Consider the following 26,015-nt stretch of genomic DNA (forward strand, 5'->3'; position numbering starts at 1 on the left):
TTACAACCATGACTTCGTCCGAACACGTCGACTCTGTCGAAACCGTCACCACCGTTGCCGTTATCTACGGTGGAAATAGCCCCGAACACAGCGTTTCTTGCGTGTCAGCTGGTGCAATCATGTCGCACCTGGACCCACGTAAGTACACCGTCATTCCGGTCGGTATTACCCGCTCCGGTACCTGGACTGTAGGAACCACCGATGTCGAGTCGTTGAAGCGCCAGGGTCGCGTTATGCCTCAGGTCCCTAATGGGGGCATCGAGCTGCAGTTGTCCATAGACCCGGCTCGTCGTGGCGAAATCCGCTACGTATCGGGGCCGAACGCCGGCGAAGTTTACGCCAACGTGGACATTATTTTCCCAGTGCTGCACGGCCCGAATGGCGAGGACGGCACGCTCCAGGGCATGTTTGAACTTTCCGGTATCCCGTATGTCGGCCCGGGTGTCTTGGCATCCTCTGCAGGTATGGACAAGGAACGCACGAAGAACCTGCTCTTCGCTGCAGGACTGCCCATCGGCGAACAGGTTGTTCTTCACGAGGGCGAAGAACTTGATGACGCTACCAAGGAAGCATTCGGCCTCCCAGTGTTCGTGAAGCCTGCCCGCGGTGGTTCGTCGATTGGTATTACCCGTGTCGCTGATTGGGCGGAATTGCCGGCAGCTATTGATTTGGCTCGCGAGCATGACTGGAAGGTGATCGTCGAAAAGGGGTTGGTCGGTGCAGAGGTCGAGTGTGGTGTGTTGCAGTACCCAGACGGTCGGGTTTTTGCGTCCGAGCCTGCGTTGTTGAACGGCACTGAGGATTCAGACGAGGGCTTTTACGGTTTCGACACGAAGTACCTTGACGACGTCGTCACTGCGCAGATCCCAGCACCACTTGATGCTGACACTCTGGCAGCAGTCAAGGATATTTCAGTTCGCACGTTCAGGGCAGCGGGCTGCGACGGTCTGACTCGCGTGGACTTCTTTATTACCGAAGACGGTCCGGTTATTAACGAGATCAACACCATGCCGGGCTTCACCCCAATTTCGATGTATCCACAGATGATGGCTGCATCCGATGTTGCATACGAGGAGTTACTGGACACGTTGTTGCAGCGTGCGTTGGTGGCGCGTCGTTAAGCTCTGCCAAGCGCAGTGCCAATAGGAAAGCCCCTGTGCAGATCTTGTAAAAGATCCGCGCAGGGGCTTTTGTGTGGCTAACTTGAGCGGCTACTTCTCTTCGCTAGGAGAAATGTTCTTCAGATTCGAAGCGATGATGTCCGATAGCAGTGGCATGATTTGGGCGCCTTCGGATACCGGGAGGTCAACGGCAACGTAGCGCTCACGGCCCATGGCGTACCATGCGCTTGTCGTGCCCGCGGACATAGTTGGTTCGTTGAACCAGACGATGTCATTGACCTGGGTGAGCTGCTCGGTGGTATCTGCGTAGCTCACAGGTTCTTCGAGACCACAACGCAGCGACACGATATCGCCATTGTCGTCTGACCAGACCACCATTCCATCTGGAACGTCGAGACCGTCAACCAACTTTCGGCCACCAAGTTCCTTAGGCAGCGCAGCAATGAAGGACTTGCACAGCTTGTCATTGTGTGGAGCCTTGGCGTCCGACAGCGGAATTGGGGACAGCTCTGGCTTCTTGGTGAACTCTGTATCCGGGCGCAACGCCTCGGCCAGTTCCTTCAGAGCATCCTCGCGGGTTGGATCCGAGGTGACAGCGACTACTGGCGAACGGCCGACCGCAAACCACGTCACCAAATTCTCGTCCGCTGCATCGACAACGCGAAGCCACTTCACGCCGTCAACATCCTGCGTCTTGGCAAGCTCGTTGTACTGAGTTGGCACTGGGGCGCCACAGCGCAGAGTAATGCGGTGATCTTCGACATCGCGCCACACAGCAGCACCAGCTGGGGCGGGATCAGCGAGTTCAGCGCGCACCAGGCCATCAACGCGCTCTGGCAGCCTGCCGAGCAGTTCGGCACACTCCGGGGCGTTGTTGTCTGGCATATCTGGGCTGGACAGCGCAACAGGGTTGCTAGCCTGTTTATCCTGGACGACTTTTGCTGCAACAATGATGCCGAGGGTCAGAACAATCGCAATAATCAATGCAATTGCTGCATTGCGGCGGTTACCCTGAGCCTGGACCATATTTTCCGATTCGGGTGTATCTCCCATAGTTCGAGAGTCTACCTATCGCGATCGGAACGAAGACGGAAGGCTGCCGGTGCCGACGGAACCACAAGAGAATCGCTTTGAGCACGCACAGTTGCCCCCGCGATCGGGGCAGTTGTCGCATGTCTCCATTGGAGAACTCGGCGAGCTGAAAGTTATCTCGGAAATTAGGAAAGTCGCGCCGTCGAAACGCAACGGCGATGATGCCGCAGTGCTTGCGATGACAACCCCGAACGCGCGCTACGTTGCGTCCACAGACATGTTGGTGGAGGAGCGACATTTCACTATGCGCTGGTCCACTCCACAACAGATCGGCGCGAAGGCCGCTATTCAAAATTTCGCTGATGTGGAGGCAATGGGTGCCCGCCCTACTGCCATCTTGTTTGGCATCTCGGCACCACCTGAGACTCCGCTCGGTGTGCTCACTGGCATTGCCCGGGGGCTTTACGACGAAGGCCGTAAGTGCGCAGCCGACTTGGTTGGTGGGGACATCGTCAGTGGCGATAACCTCGTCGTTTCTATCACCGCGATGGGTGAATTGGGCGGGCCATTGCCGCCGTTGTGGCGAGGTGGAGCACGCCCCGGTGACACCTTGATCGCGGCGGGGCCGATCGGTAAGTCTGCAGCTGGTTTTGCGATGTTGCAGCATTTTGGCAGTCCAGCAAAGGTGCCTGGTGAGTTTGCCGGTCTCGTTCGCGCACATCTGGTGCCCGAGTTTTCGTATGGTCGTGGCCCCACGGCGCGCGCAGCGGGCGCCGTTAGTTTGACGGATAATTCCGATGGTCTGGTCGTCGATCTTGGTGAAATCGCTCGGATGTCGGGCGTTAGTGTCGACGTCGATAAGCAAGCCATCGCGCCAGACGAAGAAATGATCCGCGCTGGTGAGGTATTGAGCATTGACCCGTGGGAGTGGGTGCTTCGTGGTGGTGAGGACCACACGTTGCTGGGCAGCATCCCCGGAGAGCCGCCAACAGGTTTCCGCGCTATCGGTCGGGTGCTGAAGGAAAGCGAAGAGCATGTGACAATCGACGGCGAGAGGCCATGGCTGCATGGGGGATGGGTGTCCTTTTAAATGACTGAGAGTGTTTCCGAAAATATGGCAGGTCGACCGCTTCCCGTCGAGGCAGGTTGGGCACAGGCATTAGCACCGGTGGCTCCGCAGATTCACGCAATGGGCGATTTTCTGCGAGCCGAGAACGCAGCAGGTCGTGGTTATCTTCCTGCAGGTCCAGATGTATTGCGTGCGTTTACCTACCCGTTTGACAAGGTGAAAGTACTGATCATCGGGCAGGACCCGTATCCAACGCCCGGTCACGCGATGGGACTGAGCTTCTCAGTGCAGCCAGATGTGCAGCCGGTGCCGAGATCGCTTGCCAACATTTTCAAGGAATACTCGTCTGATCTCGGCTTGCCGACGCCGACTAATGGCGATCTCACTCCATGGGCTGAACAGGGGGTTGCATTATTCAACCGAGTGCTAACAGTCCAGCCTGGAAAGGCTGCGGCACATCGTGGCAAGGGGTGGGAAGCCGTGACTACTCATGCCATCACAGCATTGGCGCAGCGAGACGAACCACTCGTGGCCATTTTGTGGGGACGTGATGCGCAGTCGGCGCAGCCTCTTCTCCAAGGTGTGCCGTGTTTGTGCTCTCCGCATCCGTCACCATTGTCGGCATCACGCGGGTTCTTTGGCTCGCGTCCGTTCTCTCGGGCGAATGAAGAGTTGATTCGTCTTGGGGCGGAACCAATTGACTGGAGACTGTAGGATTATCGGTCATGTCCACCTCTATTGATGACGCAACGAACCGCCAGGCCACACCAGCCACAGGCGTATCACGCGTTACAGAAAAGGGGGAGGGTGCTGGAGTTCCTGACGTTATCACCGCTGATGTCATGTTGCGATGGTTGCGCAGGTCAGTCGCTGTATTGGATCGCCGTCGCGAAGAGATCAACCAGCTCAACGTATTCCCAGTCCCAGATTCCGACACGGGCTCAAACATGGTGGCGACGCTGTCATCATCGGTTGCTGTGGCAGAGGAGTTGGCAGCCACCGCTGCAGAAAAGGGTCAGGTGGCGGCAGCTACTGATATGGCAGCAGCATTGTCCTCGGGAGCGGTGCGCGGTGCCCGAGGAAACTCCGGGACGGTGCTGTCGCAGGTGTTCCGTGCCGTCGCTGAGTCGACGACCGCAGAAGGCGTCGGAGCAGACGATATTCGTCGCGCGTTGAAGCTCGCGGTTCGACATGTCGATGCTGCAATTGCAGATCCAGTTGAGGGCACAATCTTGACGGTGCTTCGCCAAGCGGCGGTTGCGGCAGCGGAAAGCGAATCAGATGAGTTGTTGACCGTCGTCACGGAAGCAGCTGGTGCAGCGCGTGTTGCACTGGCAAATACTCCATCGCAGTTGCCGGCGCTCCGCAAAGCCGGTGTGGTTGATGCCGGTGGCGCGGGGTTGGTTCTTCTTCTCGATGCACTCGTCGATGAGCTCACGGGCAAAGATTCTGAAGACGCTGACTTGCATGTCGAACAGGTAAAGGCAGATGGGCCGGAAATAGAGGTGATGTTCCTCCTTGAGGCGGAAGAGGAACCGCTTTCGGAGCTGAAGCGACGCCTAGAGAAGATAGGCAACTCACTCATCGTTGCTGGCGAAGATGAACACACGCACATGGTGCATATTCATTCGCAGCAGCCGGGCCTTGTTTTGGAAACAGCCATGGATTACGGTCGTCCGACCAAGATCCACATCGAAGCGTTAGTGCTGGACAAGGACACACCTGCGGACCCTGGTCGCTTGGTTCTTGCCATCGCGCCTACTGGACCGATCGCCGATCTGTTTCACTCGGCTGGTGCTCGCATTATTGCGCCGTCGTCGCCAAATACCGCTGACGATGATGCCGTGGATCGTATTGTCTCGGCTCTCAATAGCGTTCCGGCACAGAGTGAGATTCTGCTGTTGCCAAATGGGTTGCTGTCGAGCCGAGAGATGGTGCAAATCGAGCTTGCAGCCCAGGCAACCGAGCATGCCATCAACATTTTGCCGACGAGCACGTTGGCAAACGGTATTGCCGCAATGGCGGTACACGACTCCGAACGGCCTATGGCTGTCGATGCCTACGCAATGAGTGAGGCCAGCGCCGGTATGCGCACTGCCATGCTCCACCAGGCCACGTCAGCGGGACTCACGGCCGTGGGGCCATGCGCGCGGGGTGATGTCCTGGCCTCTGTAAATGGCGATATTTTAGTGATCGCGGACGACGTCGATAAGGCTTTGAACCAAACGGTAGACCTCATGCTGAAGTCGGGCGGCGAGCTGATCACCGTGCTTCTCGGCACCGGCGTTGATCCACGCTGCGCGACCAGTCTCCGCGCCCGACTGCTCGAACACACCGACGATATGGATGTCGTCGCCTACGCTGCCGATGGCATGGCGGAGTTGATTCAGGTCGGCGTCGAGTAGCAGGGACGTATCGTGCTGGGTTGGTTGTCGACACCGGATGCGCGCACTTCGCTGCGCGACGTCCTCGGTGACGCTGATGCAAAGAAGCTGAAGACTGCCTTCGGTGTATCCACTGTGGGCGAATTCTTGACGACGTTCCCTCAGCGCTACCTCGCTCATGGACGCACCTTGGACGTCAACTACGAAGACCTGGGTGCGACGATTACGGCTGTTGTGCGAGTGGAGTCTGTGTCTGCTGCTCCGTCGGGTGGACAAGGTTGGGGAAGCGGTCGTAAGCAGCCGTTCAAGTTCACTGTCACTGACGGTAAGCGTTCTATGCCTGCTGCCATCTTTGGGCATGACTACTTACGAAACTTCGTGAAGCCGGGAATGATGCTGTTGGTGCTGGGCACGCTCGGCGAGTTCCGTGGGCAGCCACAATTGAAAAACGTTGACATTCTCGTGCTGAATGCTGACGGCAGTCTTGGGCAATCGACTGGACGGTTGGCAAAACTCGTCGACACAGCTGATGGGCTCGCTGAACTTCATCGAGTGTTGAATCGCCCGTACGTCCCCATCCACAGGGGACGAAAAGGCATTCCGGGCATTGTCATGGCAATTTACACCGAGCGGGTGCTGCGATGGTTACCCACACAAGATGATCCTTTGCCGAAGAAGCCGGACGAGCTGCTTCCATTCGATACCGCGTTGCGCGAGGTCCACTTTCCCGGCGCGCATGGGCCACAGCAGGCGATCGAAAGATTGAAGTACGACGAAGCATTGGAACTTCAGCTTGCTATGGCGCTGCGTCGACAAGAAATGGTGCAAAGAACTGCCCCTGAGTGCCCGCCAATGCCCACAGGCAGCAAGGAGCACCTCCGCGACAACCTGGGTTTCGAACTCACCGAAGGGCAGAAATCGGTTGTTGACACCATCGCGCGTGACCTCAGCTCAACCGTGCCGATGAACCGTCTGCTCCAGGGCGAAGTGGGCTCGGGTAAAACCGTTGTGGCGCTGCTGTCCATGCTGCAAGTCGTGGACAATGGGATGCAATGTGCAATGCTCGCGCCCACAGAAGTACTCGCAGCTCAACATGCTCGATCCATTATTTCTATGCTTGCCGACGCCGGTATCGACGTCCCCGTGACACTTCTGACGGGATCAATGACAGTTGCGAACAAGCGACAGGCGTTGCTCGATATTGTGTCGGGTTCAACTGGCATCGTGGTGGGTACTCACGCACTGATCTCAGATGGGGTGGAGTTCTTCAATCTTGGCTTGGTAGTCGTCGATGAGCAGCATCGGTTTGGAGTTCGCCAACGCGATAAACTGCGCGAACGAGGTCGCGACGGGATGACTCCCCATGTTCTGGTGATGACAGCGACTCCCATTCCGCGCACCGTTGCCATGACTGTCTTCGGGGACCTCGATGTGTCGGAGCTGTCGGAGCTACCTGGGGGCCGTCGTGAAGTGAAGTCCTTCGTGGTGCCCATCCTCGAATTGCCGGCTTGGGAGGCGCGGACCTGGGCTCGCATGAACGAAGAGGTTGCCCAGGGAAACCGTGTGTTCATCGTGTGCCCGAAGATCGTTGCGACGGAGCCCGGTGACGAATCACTCGAAAACGTACAGCAGCGGGCACTCCAGGAAATGCCTACGGCCCGGATTGGTGTCGTACACGGGCAGCTACCAGGGCAGGAAAAAGACCGCATCATGCAAGATTTCGCGCGCGGGAACCTCGATGTGCTCGTCTCGACCACTGTCATCGAAGTTGGCGTTGACGTGCCAGAAGCAACCGTCATGATGATCCGCCAAGCCGAGAGTTTCGGCGTTTCCCAGCTGCACCAGCTGCGTGGTCGCGTGGGCCGTGGCACTCGCGCCGGGCTGTGCTTCCTCTGCACGGCATCGCTGCCGGATTCACCGGAGCGCCGTCGTCTCGATGCCATCGCCGCGACTAACGATGGCTTTGAACTCGCACAGCTGGATGTAGCGACCCGCAGTTTTGGCGATGTACTTGGCGACGACCAGTCGGGCATCGCTACCGGACTCGGTCTGGTCGACCTAGTCGACGACTTTGACATTATCGATCGCGCTCGCGATGACGCTGCAGCTCTCGTCGCGCAATCGTCGGATATAGCGCGAGCATTGACAGTCGATATCACTGAGGAAGAAGCCGGGTATCTCGAGCGGTCGTAAACAAATTGGCGACTACGTCGTAAGCTATGTGTCATGAAGGAATCGAACGCAGCTGTGCCGACGACGGAATCAGTGTGCGCACCATTTGCTGGTGTCGTGCGACTGGAAGTCGAAGCAGGACAGACCGTGCAGACCGGTGATGTTGTCGCGGTTGTTGAGGCCGTGAAGCTGGAAGCTCCAGTGCTGGCGCCATGCCCTGCCACGGTAGAGAGCATTCCTGTCGAGAATTTCTCGGATGTGACAGGTGGAGATGTTGTGGCGGAGCTTTCGCCACTGCAGTCCACAGCGGCCAAGGATTCCGCACGATGACCCGCATTATTGCTGGTGAGGCCCGCGGACGGAGATTAGTCACGCCAAAGGGAACCGATACCCGGCCAACGTTGGACCGGGCTCGGGAAGCAATCTTCTCGTCATGGTCGACGCGTTTCGGTATCGAGGGCACGAATGTGTTGGATCTTTTCGCTGGATCTGGTGCGCTCGGGCTGGAAGCTGCATCAAGGGGAGCGGATCAGGTAACCCTCGTCGAGAATTCCCCCAAAGCTATCGCTGCCATTCGCACCAACATGCAGACAGTTGGACACCCACGCTGTCATCTGGCCGAGATGAAAGTCTCGACCTTCCTGTCGGGAACTCCATCGCAGCAGTTTGACCGCGTCATCGCAGATCCACCGTATGACCTGTCCGGTGAAGCCGTCACAGAGATGCTCGAAGCATTGCGTCCTTTTCTTGCCGACGGAGCCGTCGTCACGATTGAACGCCACCGCGATGACGAGGAAACTGTGTGGCCGACGGGCTACGACATGCTGCAGCAGAAGCTAAAACGACGAATCCACGGACTTGCGCGCTTTGATACGGCAATCTTTGATGCGGAGCAGGAAGCGACGGGGGAGCCGTCGACAAGCGAAAGCGAGGAATCGTAAGTGACTCATGTGTGCTGCCCAGGTTCGTACGATCCGCTGACTAGCGGTCACTTGGATGTGATTGAACGTGCATCCGTGCTGTTTGAGCAGGTAACGGTGCTGGTGACCCACAACCCAAATAAGTCAGGTCTGTTTACCGCAGACGAGCGGATGGATTTGATCCGCCAGTGCACAGAGCATCTTGGCAATGTCCGCGTAGATTCGTGGACTCGACTCCTGGTGGAGTATACGACTGCGCATGACATCAAGGCGCTGGTGAAGGGGCTGCGCTCGGCAGCGGACTACGAGTACGAGGTCCCGATGGCGCAGATGAATCGTCGCATGAGCGGTGTCGACACGTTGTTTATCGAGGCTGACCCAAAGTACGGGCATGTGTCCTCGACGCTGATGAAGGAAGTTGTGCGCTACGGAGGTCAAGTCGACGGTCTCGTGCCAGATAAAGTGGCCGAGGCGTTGCGCGCGAAGCTGTTGTAGGAACGCAAAGCTCCTGAACGTGACTGCATTTCGCTCATACCTCGCGAGTCATCCAACCAACTTTTCTTTTCGGTGGCATGCTGGTTTGTATGTATCGCGTTTTCGAGTCCCTTGATGAACTAGTGCAGACCGTCGAGGAGGCCTATGGCTTTCCTATGACTCCAAATTGCATGGTGCCACGCCGTGATGTTCTCGTTTTGCTCGATGAGCTGCGTGAGGCTTTGCCACACGAGCTCGATGATGCACAAGATGTGCTTGATCAGCGAGATCAGATTGTTGCGGATGCGGACGCTCAGGCTGCGGCTTCTCTTGCAGATGCTGAAGCAGAAGCGCAGCGCATTATCGATGAAGCAAACGAACGAGCACGTGCCACCGTTGAAGATGCAGAGCTTCGTGCGCACAACATGGTAACGAGCGCTCAAGATGACGCTGATCGCGTTCGCGACGATGCCGATCGTGAATACCGCCAGGTCACCGATCGCGCAGCATCTGAGGCGGATCGCCTGATTGCCTCAGGTAACGAAGCGTACGAACGATCCGTCCAAGAAGGCCTCACCGAACAGGCGCGTTTGGTGTCCGAGTCTGTCGTTGTTCGTGAAGCGGAAGAAGAAGCGCGTCGCCTCGTGGAGCAGGCTCACGCCGATTCAAATCGTCTGCGCACAGAATGCGACGTGTACGTCGATGGCAAGCTCTCTGAATTCGAGAACTCTTTGACGACGACGCTGCGTAGCGTCAGCCGTGACCGCGCCGCTATTCGTAAGGGAGCAGGTGCAGTGGGAGCTGGCCACGACGGTGGCGGTTCGCGCTACAGCCGCGACTATGACTCCGATCGCGATTACAACACTGACCGCAATTACGATGCCGATCGCGATTACAACACTGACCGCGGTTACGACGCGGATCGCAATTACGACGCATAGTGATAATCACTGACATCGGGGATTCGGGGTCCCGCGGGGTAGAATGAGCGACATCATGAATGAATCTTCTCCATTTGTTTTGGACGTAGGCAAGGTACTCCGCGAGGGCATGCCTGAACCTTTCTTGCGGGTCGGTGATTCTCCGGACCGCATCGGTGCAGAAATGATCGCCGTTGAGCCGGGCACCGAAGTCACCGTCGAAGGCATGATCACGCCGCTTGGTGGCGGTGTTCTTGTCGACGCTGATGTTCGAGCACCATTGACCGGCCAGTGTGTGCGATGCCTGGCAGATCTCGTCGATACGCTTGACGTGCATGTTTCGGCTGTTTTCTCTGCTAGTGAGGACTTCATCACGGGTGAAGATGCCGAGGAAGGTGACGAGATCGCACGGGTCATCGATGACAAGGTTGACATGACCCAGGCTGTCATCGATGAAGCCGTCTTGGCATTGCCGTTCAATCCCACATGCGAACTGATCGGTGCGGGCGAATGCTCGGAAGCGAAAACTGGGGTGCCAGCTCCAGATGGAGTGTCGGGTGAGGAAGAACGCGTTGATCCGCGGTGGGCTGGATTGGCCGAGAAGTTCGGCAATCTTTCTGCGGACGACGCTGACGAAGGTGACAAGAAGTGAGTCGTAAGCGTCGTTTGACGGGTGAGGCTGCCCGTTCGGCTGCGTTCAACAGCGTTGATCATGCTCCATTGTTGGAAGCACTGGGTGTGCAATTGGAAGAAGACCGTTTGTGTCTTGCTCTCACGCACCGTAGCTTTGCCAACGAGAATGGTCATTTGACCAACAATGAACGTCTTGAGTTTTTGGGCGATGCTGTGCTTGGCATGTGTATCGCGGAGGAGCTGTACAAGCGATTCCCAGATCGCGCTGAGCAGGATATTTCAAAAATGCGTGCGGGCGTAGTCAATATGTACGCACTCGCTGATCTTGCGCGTCGTATCGAACTCGGTCCGCACATTCTGCTGGGGCGCGGTGAAAAGGGAACAGGTGGCGCCGATAAGCATTCGATTCTGGCAGATACCACTGAGGCTTTGCTGGGTGCCATTTACCTTGAACACGGTTTCGACGTCGCGAAGGACACCATCCTCCGTCTCTTCGACACGATGATCGATGGTGCCCCCACTGAGTCTCGTGGCCGTGACTGGAAGACTCTGCTGCAGGAACGACTCGCAGCGAAGAAGATGCCTGCGGCCGAGTACACCGTCACGACCACCGGCCCTGATCATGAGCTCACATTCTTCGTCGATGCCGTTGTCAATGGCAAGGTCATCGGCCATGGCGAAGGCGGTACGAAGAAGGAAGCTGAGATGCACGCAGCTCATCAGGCGCACAGCTCACTGGTCTAAACACTTGTATGCCTGAACTTCCCGAAGTCGAAACCATTCGCGTTGGCCTGGAACCCTACGTCGCGGGCCAACACATTAGTGGTGTCGACGTATTCAATCCGCGTGCTGTCCGCCGTCAACCCGGTGGCGCCGAAGAATTCCGAGCGCGTCTCACCGGCAACCGAATCTCCCACACGGATCGACGGGGTAAGTACCTCTGGCTGGTACTTGACGACGACGCCTGCCTGGCCATCCACCTCGGCATGAGTGGCCAACTGATCGTTCCTTCTCCGGAACGGAAGCGCGATGGACACACGCGGGCCGTCGTCACGTTGAGCAACGGGACCGAGTTGTGGTTCCAGGATCAGCGAACTTTTGGGTGGCTCTGGGCGTGCGATGTAATTCCTGCGGTGCATGTTGCGTCGCGGAAGGTACCGGCAAAGTTGGTGCCGGGGCCGGTGGTTCATATCGCGCCAGACCTGCTGGAACCGGGGCTGGACCCGGTTGTGCTTGCACATCAGATGCGATTGCGCCGGTCGGGGATAAAGAGGGTGCTATTGAACCAGGAAGTGGTCAGCGGCATCGGGAATATCTATGCGGACGAGATGCTGTGGGCAGCACGGGTGCACGGAGAAATCCCTGCGAGTGAATTGTCTGTGCGGAAACTCGCGCAGCTCATTCGGGCGGGGCAGGGCGTGATGCGGCGAGCTATCGCTGCTGGTGGCACCAGTTTTGATGAGTTGTACGTCCACGTCAACGGTCGCAGTGGGTATTTCTCCCGGTCGTTGGAGGCATATGGACGTGCTGGAGAGCCATGCAGTCGGTGCGGAGGGCTAATTGTGCGACAGAGTTTTATGAATCGCTCCAGCTATTTTTGTGCTCGTTGTCAGAAAAATTAATGAGCTGACTTCGATGGCAGTTAAAATCGTTCACTATGGAATGGATGGAAACTGCAACCGGGTGGGTTGAAGCCTGGAATGACAAGTACTGGCTGCTGATGATTGCGCTGCTAGTCTCGGCTGGTCTGTACTTCTGCGTGCGAACGTTCGTCGTTCAGGTGCGCTACGTGCCTGAGATGTTTCGGGCAATCACGGAAAAACCGTCAGACATCTCGGAAGGCATCAAAGGTATCTCGGCCTTCAAAGCCTTCACAATTTCGGCAGCTTCGCGCGTGGGTACGGGCAATGTGGCAGGTGTCGCGGTTGCTATTTCGACGGGTGGTCCGGGCGCTGTCTTCTGGATGTGGCTGCTCGCCATCATTGGTGGTGCGACCAGTTTCGTGGAATCAACACTGGCGCAGCTGTACAAGGTTAAAGATGACGATGCCTATCGAGGTGGACCCGCGTACTACATCACCAAAGGTTTGGGCGAGAGGTGGCGATGGATGGCCGTTCTCTTCGCCATCGCCATCACTGTGACCTATGGTTTCGTATTCAATGCTGTTCAATCGAACTCGATTACGTCTGCTCTGAATGAATCGATGGGACTTGACTCGACTGCTGTCAAAGCGGGCATCGGTATTGTTCTGGCGATCCTGACCGCGTTGATCATTTTCGGTGGTGTACAGCGTATTTCGGCTATCACCCAGGTGATCGTTCCGGTGATGGCCACGCTTTACATCGTGCTTGGTGTGATCGTTCTCGTCCTCAACCTCGCTGAGGTGCCAGGAATGCTGTTGCTGATCGTCGAGCATGCATTCGGCATCCGGGAGATCGCAGGAGCAGCCTTCGGTACCGCAATCATGCAGGGTATCCGTCGAGGACTGTTCTCTAATGAAGCAGGTATGGGTTCGACTCCTAATGCTGCTGCGTCGGCGTCCGTTTCGCATCCGTGCAAGCAAGGACTTATCCAGACGTTGGGTGTCTACTTTGACACGTTGATCGTCTGTACCGTCACTGCGGTCATCATTTTGCTTTCCGATCCCACTTACGGCGGGGACGTTGAGGGCACGAGCCTGACCCAGTCTGCGCTTGCAGCGCAGGTAGGTGGCTGGGCAATTCACGCGATCACGATCATTATTTTCTTCCTGGCGTTTTCGTCGATCATTGGCAACTACTACTACGCAGAGGCGAATATTCCGTTCTTGTCCAATAGCGCAGCGTTGAAGAATGGTGTCCGAATCCTCGTCTTGCTCTGTGTTTTTGGTGGCGCAATTGGTTCGGTACCGCTGGTGTGGGCACTGGCTGATGTGTTCTCTGCATTGATGGCAACGATCAACATCGTGGCAATTCTCCCGCTCGGTGGCGTAGCAGTGGCTCTGCTTGGTCATTACGCGAAGCAGAAAGCCCAGGGTCTCAATCCGGTCTATCACCGCGACGATCTGCCCAATATTCGAGGACACGAGAATATTGAGTGCTGGGACGGTAGTGACCCAATGACTCGTCGAGAAGCAGAATCTGTCTAACGTAGAAGCATGAGTGAGACGATACGGCTAACCGCGTGGGTCCACGGACATGTGCAGGACGTTGGCTTCCGCTGGACCACGCGGTCGCGAGCATTAGAGCTCGGGCTTGTCGGTTTTGCCAAGAACTACCCGGATGGGCGAGTGCTCGTGGTGGCCGAAGGCTCAGCCGAAAAGTGTGAGGAATTGCTTGCCTGGCTCAACGGACCGGATACGCCTGGTGTGGTCGAAACAGTTGTCAGTGATTTTTCCAAGCCACACGGCGATTACCTAACCTTTGATCGCAGGTAACTCGGGTATCCTGACCTGATATGCACCTCAAGTCGTTGACCCTCAAAGGATTCAAGTCCTTCGCGTCAGCGACGACCCTAAAATTCGAGCCAGGAATTTGCGCCGTCGTCGGACCGAACGGGTCAGGTAAATCGAATGTCGTTGATGCCCTCGCGTGGGTCATGGGCGAACAAGGCGCAAAGACGCTGCGTGGCGGCAAGATGGAAGATGTCATCTTCGCTGGCACATCTGGTCGAAAACCACTGGGACGAGCAGAAGTAACCCTCACCATCGACAACACTGATGGTGCGCTGCCGATTCAGTATCGCGAAGTGTCGGTAACCCGTCGCATGTTCCGCGATGGCGCCTCTGAGTATGAAATTAATGGCTCCCGCTGCCGCCTCATGGATGTCCAAGAACTTCTGAGTGACTCCGGCATTGGTCGCGAAATGCACATCATCGTGGGGCAAGGACGCTTGTCGCAGATTCTCGAAGCACGCCCAGAAGAACGGCGTTCCTTCATTGAAGAAGCTGCGGGTGTGCTGAAACACCGCCGTCGTAAAGAGAAGGCGCAGCGCAAGCTAGCCTCAATGCAGGCGAACTTGGACAGGTTGACAGACTTGACGACGGAGCTGCGTCGCCAGTTGAAACCGCTGGCTCGGCAAGCTGAGGCAGCGAAGCGTGCGCAGACTGTGCAGGCGGATCTGCGTGACGCAAAGCTTCGGCTGGCTGCTGCGGATTTGGTGGAGCTGCGGGCATCATTGAACGATGTCGCTGAGCAAGCGCGCATTATTCAAGCCAAAGTCGATGATGCGACGATGCGCCTGGAAATCGCGACCGAGCGCCGTGACGAATTGGAAGCCGAGCTGGAACGCGTCACGCCACTTGCGGAGTCCGCACGAGAGCTGTGGTTCCGACTGTCGGCGTTGTCCGAGCGAGTAGGTGCGACCCGTCGTATTGCTGCTGACCGTGCTGCAGATGCAGTTGCGGTGCCATGGGCTGGTCAAGACCCCGATGATCTGGAAGCTCGGGCTGACGTCGCTGCCGAAGAAGAAAATGTACTGGCAGAAGCAGAATCGCAGGCTCGCGAACGGCTGGAGACCATTCGCGATGTGCTCGCTGAAGCTGAGGAAGAAGCCCGTGCGGCGGAGCATGAGCACCTAGCAGCGGTGCGGGCGATTGCCGATCGTCGTGAAGGTGTTGTGCGGTTGGTTGCTGCGGAGGAGTCGGTGCGAACGCGATTACAGGCGGCGCGCGATGAGGCAACACGTCTCGACGAACAGTTCGCCGAAGCCGATGATCGCCGGGCCGATGCAGCGCAAGCGGTGGAAGAAGCAGCTGCCGAGCTCGCTGAAGCCGAGCTAGCGGTGCCCGAATTGCGCGAATCTCATGAGCGTGCACAAACCGAAGCACAGGATGCAACACGTCGAGTGCAGGAATTGCGCAACCAGGAACGTGCATTGGAACGTGAGATTTCTGGTTACCAGGCGCGTATCGAGGCGTTGACGGCGGCTCGTGATGCCGCAGCATCAGACGGTGCGGGGTGGCTTCGCAAGAAGTTTGAGTTGGGCAGCATTTCCGAGCTGCTGTCTATCGAGCCCGGCTGGGACACTGCTATCGCTGCAGCTCTCGGGTCTGCCGGTGATGCCTTGGTAGCTAATGGTGACACCCACGCGGATGCAATCATCGCTGAGCTCACTGAAGCTGCTGCTGGCCATGCAGTGGTGGTGCAGCCGTCGCAGGCATCGACGTGGCGCCTCGATGTTGAGGTTCCCGCTGATTGCCAATGGGCGCTAGACGCTGTGCAGTTCCCTGATACGTTGGCAACATCCATGACGGCTCTACTTGTCGACGTCGTGCTGTGCCCGGACCCTGAATCTGCGCGCAGCGTGGTCGATAACGACAACCGACTTCGCGCTGTGACTGCTGATGGCAGCTTGTTTGGCCCAGGCTGGGTGATGGGTGGCCGCACTGGTGGCTCGAAGAAGAAGGGGTCTGCGAAAGGCACAGCACAGTCAGGTCAGTCGAGCGTCGAAATTTCCGCTGCTATCACGCAGGCAGAAAAGGACCTCGCAGCGGCTAAGAATCGACTCGCTGACCTTGCCGGTGTTTTGTCGGGAGCCACGCAGGAAGAAGAGGATCGTCGCACTGACGCGGCTGCAGCTCGCGCAGCACTTCGCGATCAGGAGCACACGATCAAGTCCTTGTCCGATGCTCGTACCCGAGCCCAATCCCAGCTCGCTAGTGTCGAGCATTCCTCACAGCGCGCGACTGAGCGTAGGGAAGAGGCTGCAGGTCGCGTCGATAAGCTCACTGCTGAGCTGGAAGAAGTAGCCGACCGGCTTTCGCGTATCGACGATGACCCTGCCGAAGGTGAACCGTCCACAGAAGAGCGCGATCGTACTCAAGCGGCGCTGGCACAGGCTCGGGCGATGGAGACAGAAGCTCGATTGGCTCTGCGTACTGCCGAAGAACGCGCCGGTAGTGTGCGTGGAAAAGCGGATCGACTGCGCCGTGCTGCTGTAGCAGAGCGGGCAGCGAAAGCGCGCCACGAGCAGACTCAACTACGTAAAGCTAAGCAACGCGAATTGGCTGCGACCGTGGCAGACTTGGCCGAAGCGCTGTCGGGTCGAGTGTCCATTTCCCTCGATCGGGCGGCTGCAGATCGTGATGAGCAAGAAGAAGAGAAGAAGCTCGTATCAGCGGCGCTGCAGCAAGCTCGAAACGAGGCGAACCAAGCATCACAAGAGCTGGCGAAGCTGACGGACTCGGCTCACCAAGGAGATCTCGCGCGCGCAGAGGCACAGGTCCGGGTTAATCAGGCTGAGGAGACTGTCACTGATCAGTTGGGTTTGGCTGTCGACGAACTTCTGGCTGACTACACGCCGGATGAGGAGTTTGATAGGGCTGCGACCGTCGCAAAGCTGAAGCAAGCGGAGAAGGATCTTCGCGTGTTGGGTCGCGTGAATCCGCTGGCGCTTGAGGAATACAAGGCGATGGAGGAACGCTACACATTTTTGTCGACGCAGCTCGATGATGTGCAGCGAGCCCGTAAAGATCTGCTGGGCGTTGTGGAAGAAGTCGACGATACGATTCTCCAGCTTTTCACCGATGCATGGCATGACGTTGAGGCTGAGTTCCCGAAGGTGTTCAACACCTTGTTCCCAGGTGGTGAGGGACGACTGGTTCTGACTGAACCTGATGACATGCTGACCACGGGTATCGAAGTCGAGGCTCGTCCACCGGGCAAGAAGGTGAAGCGCCTGTCTCTGCTGTCGGGTGGCGAAAAGTCACTGACCACGTTGGCCATGTTGGTGGCTATTTTCCGTGCTCGCCCAAGTCCGTTTTACGTCTTGGATGAGGTTGAGGCAGCGCTCGATGATGTCAACTTGCGACGTCTCATCGCGCTGCTGAAGGAATTGCGCGAGACGAGCCAGCTCATCGTGATCACGCACCAGAAGCCGACAATGGATGTCGCGAATGTGTTGTACGGCGTGACGATGCAGGGCGATGGCGTGACGCGCGTGATTTCGCAGCGAATGTCACCTCAACTGGAAGCCGAGCCCGTCTCCCCGGAGTGACCTTAATCACAACTAGTGTTCCGTAGGGCGTTAGATTTCCCGTTTTGCCTAGGGTTGTGTCATGACTATTCAGGCACAAGCGGTACGGCGATCCTTCGGCACAAATGTCGCTGTCGCACACGCTGACCTTGATATCCGTGAGGGAACCGTAACGGGTCTGATTGGCCCTAACGGATGTGGCAAGACTACGTTGCTGCTGATGCTCGCCGGGCTTCTTGCCCCTGATATTGGCAGTATTCGCATTGCTGGGGTCAATCCTGTGACACATGGCCACGCAGCACGGGCGAAAATTGGGTGGATGCCTGACCACGTAGGTACCTGGGAAAGTCTGACTGCCACTGAAATTCTCGTCACCTTCGGTGAGCTCTATGGGATTCCAGAGAATCAGGGTTTCGGTATTGCACATCAGCTACTTGAGGAAGTCGGGCTATCCAAGTTCGCCGACCGAAAGGTCCGAGTTCTCTCCCGTGGCCAGAAACAACGCCTGTCGCTTGCCCGAGCGTTAGTCCATGACCCTGAGGTTCTCCTACTCGACGAGCCTGCCTCAGGCATGGATCCAGAGTCCCGACTAACTCTCCGTGAAATCATTCGTCGTCGTGCCCAGCAAGGCACAACAGTGGTGATCAGTTCGCATATTCTGCCGGAGCTCGAAGCGATGGTGGACGACGTGGTGATGATGCAGGATGGTCGAACTATTGCACAGGAATCCTCAGGGACGTCGCCGGTATGGCGCATAGTCAGTCGTGATAGCGAATTACTGCTGGAGTGGGCAACAGCCAATGGACTTGCGCGACCCCGACCAGTAACGGACTCATCGGTAACTGGTGGATCTGAGGTTGAGTTCACAGCACCAGAAACAGAAGCATCGCGGTACTTGTCAAGCGCCCTGCAAGCTGGAGTAACTGTTGTGCAGTTTGGTTCTCGGTCACTGGAATCGCGCTACCTCAATATGACTACACAAAAGGACGCATGATGAGCCTACAACTGCCTGATTCCGTTGAGTCGACGGGAAGTACAGCCCAGGCCACCAAGTCGAAGCAGCCGAGGACCAGTGCAATTAAGTCTTTGACTCAGATGGAATTGAAGCAACGGGTTCGATCCGGACGCTGGCGCATTACCTTGGGGATCTGGTTTGCCGTCCTCCTTGCGTTGACGTTCGCACAGCTCTTCTTCTTTGATTCCAACTTGAGTGGCACTGCAGGAACCTACTCGCGGCCGGGCGCGGCCAATGTGGCAGGAACGACGCTGCTCGTTGTTCTTCTCGTAGGACTGGTCATTTCTCCAGCGCAAACAGCGACATCGATCAACGGCGATCGTCGTGACGGAGTATTGGCTCTTGTGCAAGCAGCACCGGTGTCGACGTGGAGTTTAGTGCTGGGCAAGCTCCTCGCAGCGTGGATTGCTGCACTGGCTTTCCTTGTGACAAGTCTTCCGGTCCTGCTGTGGATGGCTGCACTCGGTGGCATTCCGTGGTGGAGCCTGGGGTTGGCAATCGTTGTTGAAGCGCTGCTCCTTCTCGCAGTGTGTGGAGTTGGCCTTGGCTTGTCGGCGTTGACCCCGCGAACTGGGGCCTCCACCATGCTGTCCTATCTCTTCGTCGCAGTGATTGTGATTGGATTGCCCTTCCTCATGTTGATGCTGACCCCAGCAATGGAAGTATCCGAAGAGCGAACGGTTGCTAGGCAGACATACTACGACTACGAATTCAACGACAATCTAGAGAACGTCAAAATACCGTGCACTGAGTCAAGAGAAGTCGTATACACCACCGATGCAAGACCGTTCGTGTGGCTATTGTTCCCAAATCCTTTGGTCATCGTCTCGGATGCAATGCCGATCCAAGAGGGAATGCTCACTCCCACCTCATTGATTAGAGACGGGCTATCCGAACTGATGTCACCACCGGACTATCCGCCGTCCACCTGCGAAGAGTTTGAGAGACGGTATCGAGAAAACTCGAGCTCGACTACCTACGAGCCATTCCAGGGCGAAGCAGTCAATCGTCCTGGGTGGATCTGGATCGTTGGGCTTGGTGTCAATCTTCTCTTCGGCGCTGGAGGGTTGTTCTTGGCTTATCGACGACTCCGTGTCCCGGCAACCAAACTTCCAGATAACGTTCGCATCGCCTAGAACTGACCACCCGGAATACACCGACTAGGGTCTACCAAGGAAATGTTGTGAAGTTTCACAACAATAGGATGGCCTTGAGCTGATATTTCTCGAAGAAACTGAAAGACTGTTTTCATGACGCCTAACCAATGGATTCTCATCGCTGCGCTCGTCGTAGTGCTCCTCATCATCATTGCTCTGGTGGCTGGATATCTTCGTCGCAAGAAGAACACCATTTCTTTCGAAGAGAAGAAGCAGCCTGAAGAGCTGACGCAGGCTGAAAAGTCGGGCAACTATCAAGCGCAGGGGGGTTTCAATTTCGCACCAGCGAGTTCTGAGGCGAAGGAGAAAGCACCTGAGGTACTTCCAGGTCAGGAGATTCGCCGGCCAGGAACCGCTGAGGCAGCATCCCCGGCTATTTCAGATGAACCACGGATTCCAACTCCACCAGCTACTGAAACCACTCGCGACGACTCGGTTGTTAACGAGGACGAGCTGCGTGAGGCGGAGAAGCCTGAGAGCATCGTCGTCAAGCCAGAACCCGAAGCAGAACCGGAACCAGTCGGGGATGCGACCGAGGACGACGTCAAAGACGCATTGGCAGAGGTTGAAGAGTCGCTGGAGCTGGAGGCAGTAGAACTCGACGAACCGGAGATCGCTGACGAGGCTCCAGTGGAGGTATCGGAGCCTGCGATTGCGCAAGAAGTTCCGGTCATGGAGACCCCTGTTCAGGAGCCGGTTGCTGCTCAGGAGCTGGATCAGATTGATCCAGCTGAGGGGCGTATTCACCGACTGCGCGGTCGGCTGTCCCGCTCTCAGAATGCGATCGGTCAGTCCGTGCTGGGTATTTTGGGCGCAGGCGATTTGGATGAAGACGCGTGGGAAGAAATTGAAGATACGCTGATCATGGCGGATCTGGGCGCGACGACGACCATGTCCGTGGTGGAAAAGCTCCGCGATCGGATCGCATCCCGCGGTATCTCTAGTGAGGCCGAGGCACGTGCGCTGCTGCGTGAAGTACTCATTGAAGAGTGCCAGCCGGATATGGATCGATCGATTCGCGCGTTGCCACACGAAGGCAAGCCAGCGGTGATTTTGGTGGTTGGCGTTAACGGCACTGGAAAGACTACGACGACGGGCAAACTTGCTCGAGTTTTGGTTGCACAGGGGCACAAGGTGGTACTTGGTGCTGCGGATACCTTCCGAGCCGCTGCCGCGGACCAGCTGGAAACCTGGGGTCGTCGCGTCGGGGCAGAGACTGTTCGTGGCGCAGAGGGCGCGGATCCAGCATCAGTTGCTTTCGATGCGGTGGCTCATGGCATTGATACTCAGGCAGATGTCGTTATCGTCGACACTGCTGGGCGCCTCCACACCAAGACCGGCCTGATGGATCAGTTGGACAAAATCAAGCGCGTCGTCGAGAAGCGCAGCCGTGTGGACGAAGTGATTTTGGTTCTCGATGCGACGGTCGGCCAGAACGGTTTGACTCAGGCTCGTACTTTCCGCGATGTTGTCGATATCACCGGTGTTGCACTGACCAAGCTCGATGGCACCGCGAAGGGTGGCATTGTGTTCCAGGTGCAGCGTGAACTCGGCGTACCCGTCAAGCTTGTCGGCTTGGGCGAAGGTGCGGACCATCTCGCACCGTTTGAGCCTGCCGGATTCGTGGACGCATTGTTAGGAACCCACAACTAGTCGTTGACGATTAACCCGGTAGCGCAAAGAGTTTCAAAAAGGCCAAACCCGAGCAGCGTCCATCTTCACTGCTCAGGCTTCTGAGTCAACCTAGGGCTTGGCTAGTCCACGTGCAATTCAGTTCTTTTTTCAGGAAGCACGTACAGCTAGGACACCTGCGCCCCCATGCCGAGTGCGAGGAAACCCGCTGCTACAACCGAAGAAGTCCTTTTCATCATCTTGGTACCTTCCTTCTAAGAAGCATGGGGAGTGGCGTTATGTTAGCTACGAATTGCAATCCGAATTAATTAATGGAATTCGTGCCATGATCATTTTCGTTCTTCAGAATTGAAGTTTGAACTCGCTTCGTGGAACTACGTATCACTTGCTTTTCTTAAGTCTTGTTGAGGTAGAACGCACGTGTACGGGGAGTATCCAAAGGGCGAGTTTTCAGGAGCGATTTCGTCTGACAGCGGCGACGAATTGCCACCGGCCTATATGTAGGCTGCGTGGGCCCGGTGCTAGCTGTTTTCTCGGACCGTCACCAGGTAGTCTGGGGAGGTTACTGACGGCCTGTGCCAGATTGCTGTAATTACTGGGAGCGAAATTTTGTTTGAGTCACTGTCCGACCGCTTGACCGGCGCCCTCAAGGGGCTGGGGGGAAAGGGCAAGCTTACTGAAGCTGATATCAATGCCACTGCCCGCGAAATTCGTTTGGCGCTGCTCGAAGCTGACGTCTCGCTGCAGGTGGTTCGAGCTTTCGTAAAGCGAATCAAGGAACGCGCTAACGAAGTCGTTCAAACCCAGACTGTCAATCCTGCGAACAAGGTCATTGAAATTGTCAATGAGGAGCTTGTCGAGATTCTGGGCGGCGAAACTCGTCGGCTCAATCTTGCCAAGAATCCGCCGACCGTCATCATGCTTGCCGGCCTGCAGGGCGCGGGTAAGACGACGTTGGCCGGTAAGTTGGCTAAGTACCTTTCGGGCCAGGGGCATACCCCGGTCTTGGTTGCATGTGACTTGCAGCGTCCGGGTGCCGTTCAGCAGCTCGAAATCGTAGCTGAGCGAGCTGGTGTACCCTGCTTCGCCCCATTCCCAGGCACCGCAGTGGATTCCACCCATGAGATGGGTACATCGCAGGACAGTCCGGTTGATGCTGCGTTCCGTGGTATGGCTTACGCTCGTCAACATCGACATGACGTTGTTATCGTGGATACCGCAGGCCGACTCGGTATTGACGAAGTGTTGATGCAGCAGGCATCAGATATTCGTGAAGCGATTAATCCAGATGAAGTCCTCTTCGTCATCGATGCCATGATCGGCCAGGATGCTGTGGAAACAGCAAAGGCCTTCCGTGACGGTGTCGATTTCACTGGTGTTGTATTGACCAAGCTGGACGGCGATGCGCGCGGTGGCGCTGCGCTGTCGATTCGTGAGGTCACGGGTAAGCCAATTCTGTTCGCTTCGACGGGCGAAAAGCTGGAAGACTTCGATGTCTTCCACCCTGACCGTATGGCGAGTCGCATCCTCGGCATGGGCGACCTCAAGACATTGATGGAAGTTGCCACCAAGGAGATCGATCAGGAGCAGGCGCAGAAGACTGCCCAGAAGATCGGTAGTGGTGAGCTCACCCTCGATGACTTCCTCGAGCAGATGATGATGGTGCGCAAGATGGGGCCAATTGGCAACATCTTAAAGATGCTCCCAGGTGGCTCCCAAATGTCGGAAATGGCCGACATGGTGGATGAGAAGCAGCTGGATCGTATCCAAGCCATCATCCGCGGTATGACCCCTCAAGAGCGCGAAGACCCAAAGATCCTGAACGCATCGCGACGCAAGCGAATCGCTAATGGTTCAGGTGTGACGGTTTCCGAGGTCAATCAGCTAATCGAGCGTTTCTTCGAAGCGAAGAAGATGATGAGCCACATGGCTGGTCAGTTCGGTATGCCTGGTGGACGTCCTTCGAATCGTAAGAACAAGAAGGGCCGCAAGGGCAAGAAGGGCCGCAACAAGGGACGTGGCCCAACTCCACCAAAGGCAATGCGCCAGGGAATGGGTGGTGGCATGCCGGGAATGCCAGGCATGCCGGGAATGGGCGGCATGCCGGGAATGCCTGGTGGGCAGGGAATGCCAGACCTTGCAGAGCTACAAAAGCAGATGAAGGGCCAGATGCCTCCAGGCATGGAGGACATCGACTTGTCCCAGCTCGACTTCGGCAAGGGCAACAAGTAGTAACGCCCGCCTGACGACGAGTCGTCGAAAAGTCACTTCCCTTGGAAAAGGGGGAGTGGCTTTTTGTGTGTTTACCGTGCGCGAGTCGGCACCGAGTAGTTATGCCTCGTTGAGGAATGGCAGGAGACGACGTGTCATTTCCTTCGATAGGCTCTCAGCAATTTCATTGGAAATGTGATTGTCGTCGCGATAGACGTAGGTGTTTCCGATGATGGCACGGCAGCGCTGATCATCACAAAACTCATCGGTGAAATCGAGTGAAAGAGCTCGTGGCTCGTCGGCGAAAACGTAGTCTGCTTCGTTTTCGGGACTCATGACGAGTACACGGGGAATGTCACACGGTGTGTGTAGCGACGAGTCGGATTCCGGCATCGTCGGGGTGGATCGTGGGTGGATCAGACACTTCGTCGGTGAGAAGGACTCTCCGTTGGTGTCATATGCCCAGGGGGTGTCTCGAATACCGATGACGCGTGGTCCACGTGCCAGAACTTCCTGGTAAAACTCCTGGTAGCCGGAGGGCATGTAGTCAGTCAATTCGGAACCGGGGCGCGATGATGTGGCTACTACAACATCTGGATCAATGGTGTCTAGGTAGTCGAGCACAGCATGAGTCCATTCAATGCAAATGTCTCCGACTCCTTCAATAGGGCTCATCATTGGTGGACAGCCCTGGCGAAGAATGATGACGAGTCGGTAACCAGCTTCCTTCGCGGCCGCATCAAGAGGGGAGAACCAGTGCTCACTGTGCGAGCCCCCGACTAGAACCATCGTCTTGTCACCATTGACATCGCCGTACACACAGGGGGAATCGTCGGTCAATCGCTTGGTGGTAATAACTTTGTCAGCTTCTTCGAGACCCAATGTGATGCAGCCATCGAATGCAGGCTGTGGCCACAAGTCGCGGATATAAGAAGGATTCGGCTGAATCCTCTTGACATCCGGTACGTGAGCGCCGTCAGTTACTTCGAGCATGCCTGGATAATCACGTTTATCGAGCACCGATGCAGAGGCAACCTCGACTCGGTACGCATGAATCGGCTTCAAAACCAGCATCGACCCGGCAATCGTTGCGAGTGCGATACCAGCCATCGCGCGACGCCGTGAAGCAGCGGAGGTTTTCAGTAAAGCTGTTGCTTCCGCTACGACATCTTCATCTTTGCGTGGGCGTCGGCGTCGTTGAGCCAACGGCTTTTCGACGTACCGGTTAGTGAACCACGCCAGCACGAGGGAAGCGACGATGACTGCCGTGCCAACCGCGAACGATGGCTCGGCTTGATTGAAAAAGACTGTCGCAATGATGAGTAGCGGCCAATGCCAGAGGTACAGGGCGTAGGCGATTTCGCCGAAGAAGAGCATCGGTGGTGAGGACAGGACTCGTGTCGTGAAGCCGGGTTGTCCACCTGCGATGATAACGAAGGCCGCACCAAGTAGCGGCCATAGTGCCCACGGGCCGGGGAAGAGCTGACCTCCGTCGAAAAAGAAGCCAGTGGAAATCACCATTACGAGGCCCAATGGCGCAAGAATTCGTGATGCTGTGGAAGAGACCGTGAGTCGTGATTGGTGGAGTACGAGCAGTCCGCCGAGACAGAGCTCCCACAGTCGTGCGCCGGTGGAGTAATAGGCAAAGGCTTGGTTAGTGAGATGCAGGTGCCATGCCCAGCCAAATGATGCCAAAGTGAATGCGAGAAGGATCCATTGAAGAATTGACGCTAGTCGAGAGGCTGCGGTGGTTAGGTTACGTTGGAGATACCATGCCAGACCGGAAATGATCAGAATGGCTGCCAGGTAGAATTGTCCCTGTACAGACATCGACCACAAGTGCTGCAATGGTGAGGTGTCGTCAGCAGCCGCAGCGTAGTCGGCACCGTGCCGGGCCAGTTGATAATTCTGATAATACAGAATCGATGCGAATAGCTGCTTCGCGTTCCGGCCCTCTATCAGCGTCGGTGCAAGCGTGAAAGCCGCGATCGTGGTCGCTGCAAGAACGACAAGCAGCCCGGGGGCGAGCCGTCGTAACGTTCTCCAAATTGACCACCATGGATTGATCGATTGCTCAGGTTTCTGTGCATTGCGGACTAGCGCGCCGAGGAAAAAGTATCCCGAGAGCAGCAAGAACACATCGACTCCACCCGAAACTCTGCCGACATAGACGTGAAATACAACGACAAGGGCGATGGCGATGCCACGGAGACCATCGAGATCGAAGCGGTATTTGGACGTTGCACTAGGCATAGAGCTGACATCACCCACGGAAGCGGAATCGGCAAAGTTAAACAAATTTACTATCTACATTAGGGGGC

At 56.7% G+C, this 26,015-nt stretch carries 21 protein-coding genes; 19 read left to right on the forward strand and 2 right to left on the reverse strand.

The features are described from left to right. The first annotated feature begins 8 nt into the window (after window positions 1-8). Window positions 9-1,121 (forward strand): D-alanine--D-alanine ligase family protein, encoded by a 1,113-nt coding sequence (locus WG934_RS04510; RefSeq protein WP_339988870.1) that lies wholly within the window; start codon window positions 9-11, stop codon window positions 1,119-1,121. A gap of 90 nt (window positions 1,122-1,211) precedes the next feature. Here WG934_RS04510 and WG934_RS04515 read toward each other — a convergent pair whose 3' ends face one another. Then, the gene (locus WG934_RS04515; RefSeq protein ID WP_339988872.1) at window positions 1,212-2,174 is read right to left on the reverse strand and encodes a DUF3515 domain-containing protein; all 963 of its coding nucleotides are present in this window, start codon (window positions 2,172-2,174) and stop codon (window positions 1,212-1,214) included. A 91-nt stretch (window positions 2,175-2,265) separates the two neighbouring features. On the opposite strand from WG934_RS04515, the gene WG934_RS04520 reads away from it, so the two are divergent. From WG934_RS04520 to ffh, 18 genes are all read left to right on the forward strand, one after another. Continuing rightward, window positions 2,266-3,243, forward strand: coding sequence for a thiamine-phosphate kinase (locus WG934_RS04520; RefSeq protein ID WP_445228207.1), 978 nt, complete (start codon window positions 2,266-2,268; stop codon window positions 3,241-3,243). A gap of 24 nt (window positions 3,244-3,267) precedes the next feature. After that, a complete protein-coding gene (locus WG934_RS04525; protein WP_339989250.1) occupies window positions 3,268-3,936 on the forward strand; it encodes a uracil-DNA glycosylase in 669 nt (222 codons plus the stop codon). An 11-nt stretch (window positions 3,937-3,947) separates the two neighbouring features. After that, complete coding sequence (locus WG934_RS04530; RefSeq protein WP_339988873.1) at window positions 3,948-5,627, forward strand: DAK2 domain-containing protein; 1,680 nt, start codon at window positions 3,948-3,950, stop codon at window positions 5,625-5,627. Between the two features lie 12 nt (window positions 5,628-5,639). Then, window positions 5,640-7,799, forward strand: a complete 2,160-nt coding sequence (locus tag WG934_RS04535; RefSeq protein ID WP_339988875.1) for an ATP-dependent DNA helicase RecG — start codon at window positions 5,640-5,642, stop codon at window positions 7,797-7,799. Window positions 7,800-7,832: 33 nt separating this feature from the next. Next, window positions 7,833-8,108, forward strand: coding sequence for a biotin/lipoyl-containing protein (locus tag WG934_RS04540; protein WP_339988876.1), 276 nt, complete (start codon window positions 7,833-7,835; stop codon window positions 8,106-8,108). Continuing rightward, entirely contained in the window at window positions 8,105-8,719 is a 615-nt protein-coding gene (gene rsmD / locus WG934_RS04545) for a 16S rRNA (guanine(966)-N(2))-methyltransferase RsmD (RefSeq protein ID WP_339978031.1), read from the forward strand. The genes WG934_RS04540 and rsmD overlap by 4 nt, the downstream gene beginning before the upstream one ends. Then, window positions 8,720-9,193 carry a pantetheine-phosphate adenylyltransferase gene (coaD, locus tag WG934_RS04550; RefSeq protein ID WP_339978032.1) on the forward strand — a complete coding sequence of 158 codons (474 nt, stop codon included), beginning with the start codon at window positions 8,720-8,722 and terminating at the stop codon, window positions 9,191-9,193. It abuts the gene before it with no gap. Window positions 9,194-9,282: 89 nt separating this feature from the next. After that, window positions 9,283-10,113, forward strand: coding sequence for a DivIVA domain-containing protein (locus WG934_RS04555; RefSeq protein ID WP_339978033.1), 831 nt, complete (start codon window positions 9,283-9,285; stop codon window positions 10,111-10,113). A gap of 55 nt (window positions 10,114-10,168) precedes the next feature. Further along, window positions 10,169-10,744, forward strand: a complete 576-nt coding sequence (locus tag WG934_RS04560; protein WP_339988879.1) for a YceD family protein — start codon at window positions 10,169-10,171, stop codon at window positions 10,742-10,744. Continuing rightward, window positions 10,741-11,469: a ribonuclease III gene (rnc, locus tag WG934_RS04565; RefSeq protein WP_339978035.1), complete on the forward strand. Its 729-nt coding sequence runs from the start codon at window positions 10,741-10,743 to the stop codon at window positions 11,467-11,469. The genes WG934_RS04560 and rnc overlap by 4 nt, the downstream gene beginning before the upstream one ends. An 8-nt stretch (window positions 11,470-11,477) precedes the next feature. Next, complete coding sequence (gene mutM, locus WG934_RS04570; protein WP_339988882.1) at window positions 11,478-12,347, forward strand: bifunctional DNA-formamidopyrimidine glycosylase/DNA-(apurinic or apyrimidinic site) lyase; 870 nt, start codon at window positions 11,478-11,480, stop codon at window positions 12,345-12,347. A gap of 44 nt (window positions 12,348-12,391) precedes the next feature. Continuing rightward, complete coding sequence (locus WG934_RS04575) at window positions 12,392-13,852, forward strand: alanine/glycine:cation symporter family protein (RefSeq protein ID WP_339988884.1); 1,461 nt, start codon at window positions 12,392-12,394, stop codon at window positions 13,850-13,852. A 9-nt stretch (window positions 13,853-13,861) separates the two neighbouring features. Beyond that, window positions 13,862-14,140, forward strand: a complete 279-nt coding sequence (locus WG934_RS04580) for an acylphosphatase (RefSeq protein ID WP_339988886.1) — start codon at window positions 13,862-13,864, stop codon at window positions 14,138-14,140. A gap of 20 nt (window positions 14,141-14,160) precedes the next feature. Further along, window positions 14,161-17,700, forward strand: coding sequence for a chromosome segregation protein SMC (smc, locus tag WG934_RS04585; protein WP_339988888.1), 3,540 nt, complete (start codon window positions 14,161-14,163; stop codon window positions 17,698-17,700). A 61-nt stretch (window positions 17,701-17,761) separates the two neighbouring features. Then, window positions 17,762-18,673, forward strand: coding sequence for an ABC transporter ATP-binding protein (locus WG934_RS04590; RefSeq protein ID WP_339988890.1), 912 nt, complete (start codon window positions 17,762-17,764; stop codon window positions 18,671-18,673). Further along, window positions 18,670-19,830 carry an ABC transporter permease gene (locus tag WG934_RS04595; protein WP_339988892.1) on the forward strand — a complete coding sequence of 387 codons (1,161 nt, stop codon included), beginning with the start codon at window positions 18,670-18,672 and terminating at the stop codon, window positions 19,828-19,830. The genes WG934_RS04590 and WG934_RS04595 overlap by 4 nt, the downstream gene beginning before the upstream one ends. A gap of 114 nt (window positions 19,831-19,944) precedes the next feature. Then, entirely contained in the window at window positions 19,945-21,504 is a 1,560-nt protein-coding gene (gene ftsY, locus WG934_RS04600; RefSeq protein WP_339988893.1) for a signal recognition particle-docking protein FtsY, read from the forward strand. Window positions 21,505-22,092: 588 nt separating this feature from the next. Continuing rightward, on the forward strand, window positions 22,093-23,715 hold the full coding sequence (gene ffh, locus WG934_RS04605; RefSeq protein WP_339988894.1) for a signal recognition particle protein: 1,623 nt from the start codon (window positions 22,093-22,095) through the stop codon (window positions 23,713-23,715). Window positions 23,716-23,814: 99 nt separating this feature from the next. Here the strand turns inward: ffh and WG934_RS04610 are convergent, their stop codons facing one another. After that, a complete protein-coding gene (locus WG934_RS04610) occupies window positions 23,815-25,947 on the reverse strand; it encodes an acyltransferase family protein (RefSeq protein WP_339988895.1) in 2,133 nt (710 codons plus the stop codon). Between the last annotated feature and the right edge of the window lie 68 nt (window positions 25,948-26,015).

The organism is Corynebacterium sp. H78 (assembly GCF_037572275.1).
In the GTDB taxonomy this organism is placed as follows: domain Bacteria; phylum Actinomycetota; class Actinomycetes; order Mycobacteriales; family Mycobacteriaceae; genus Corynebacterium.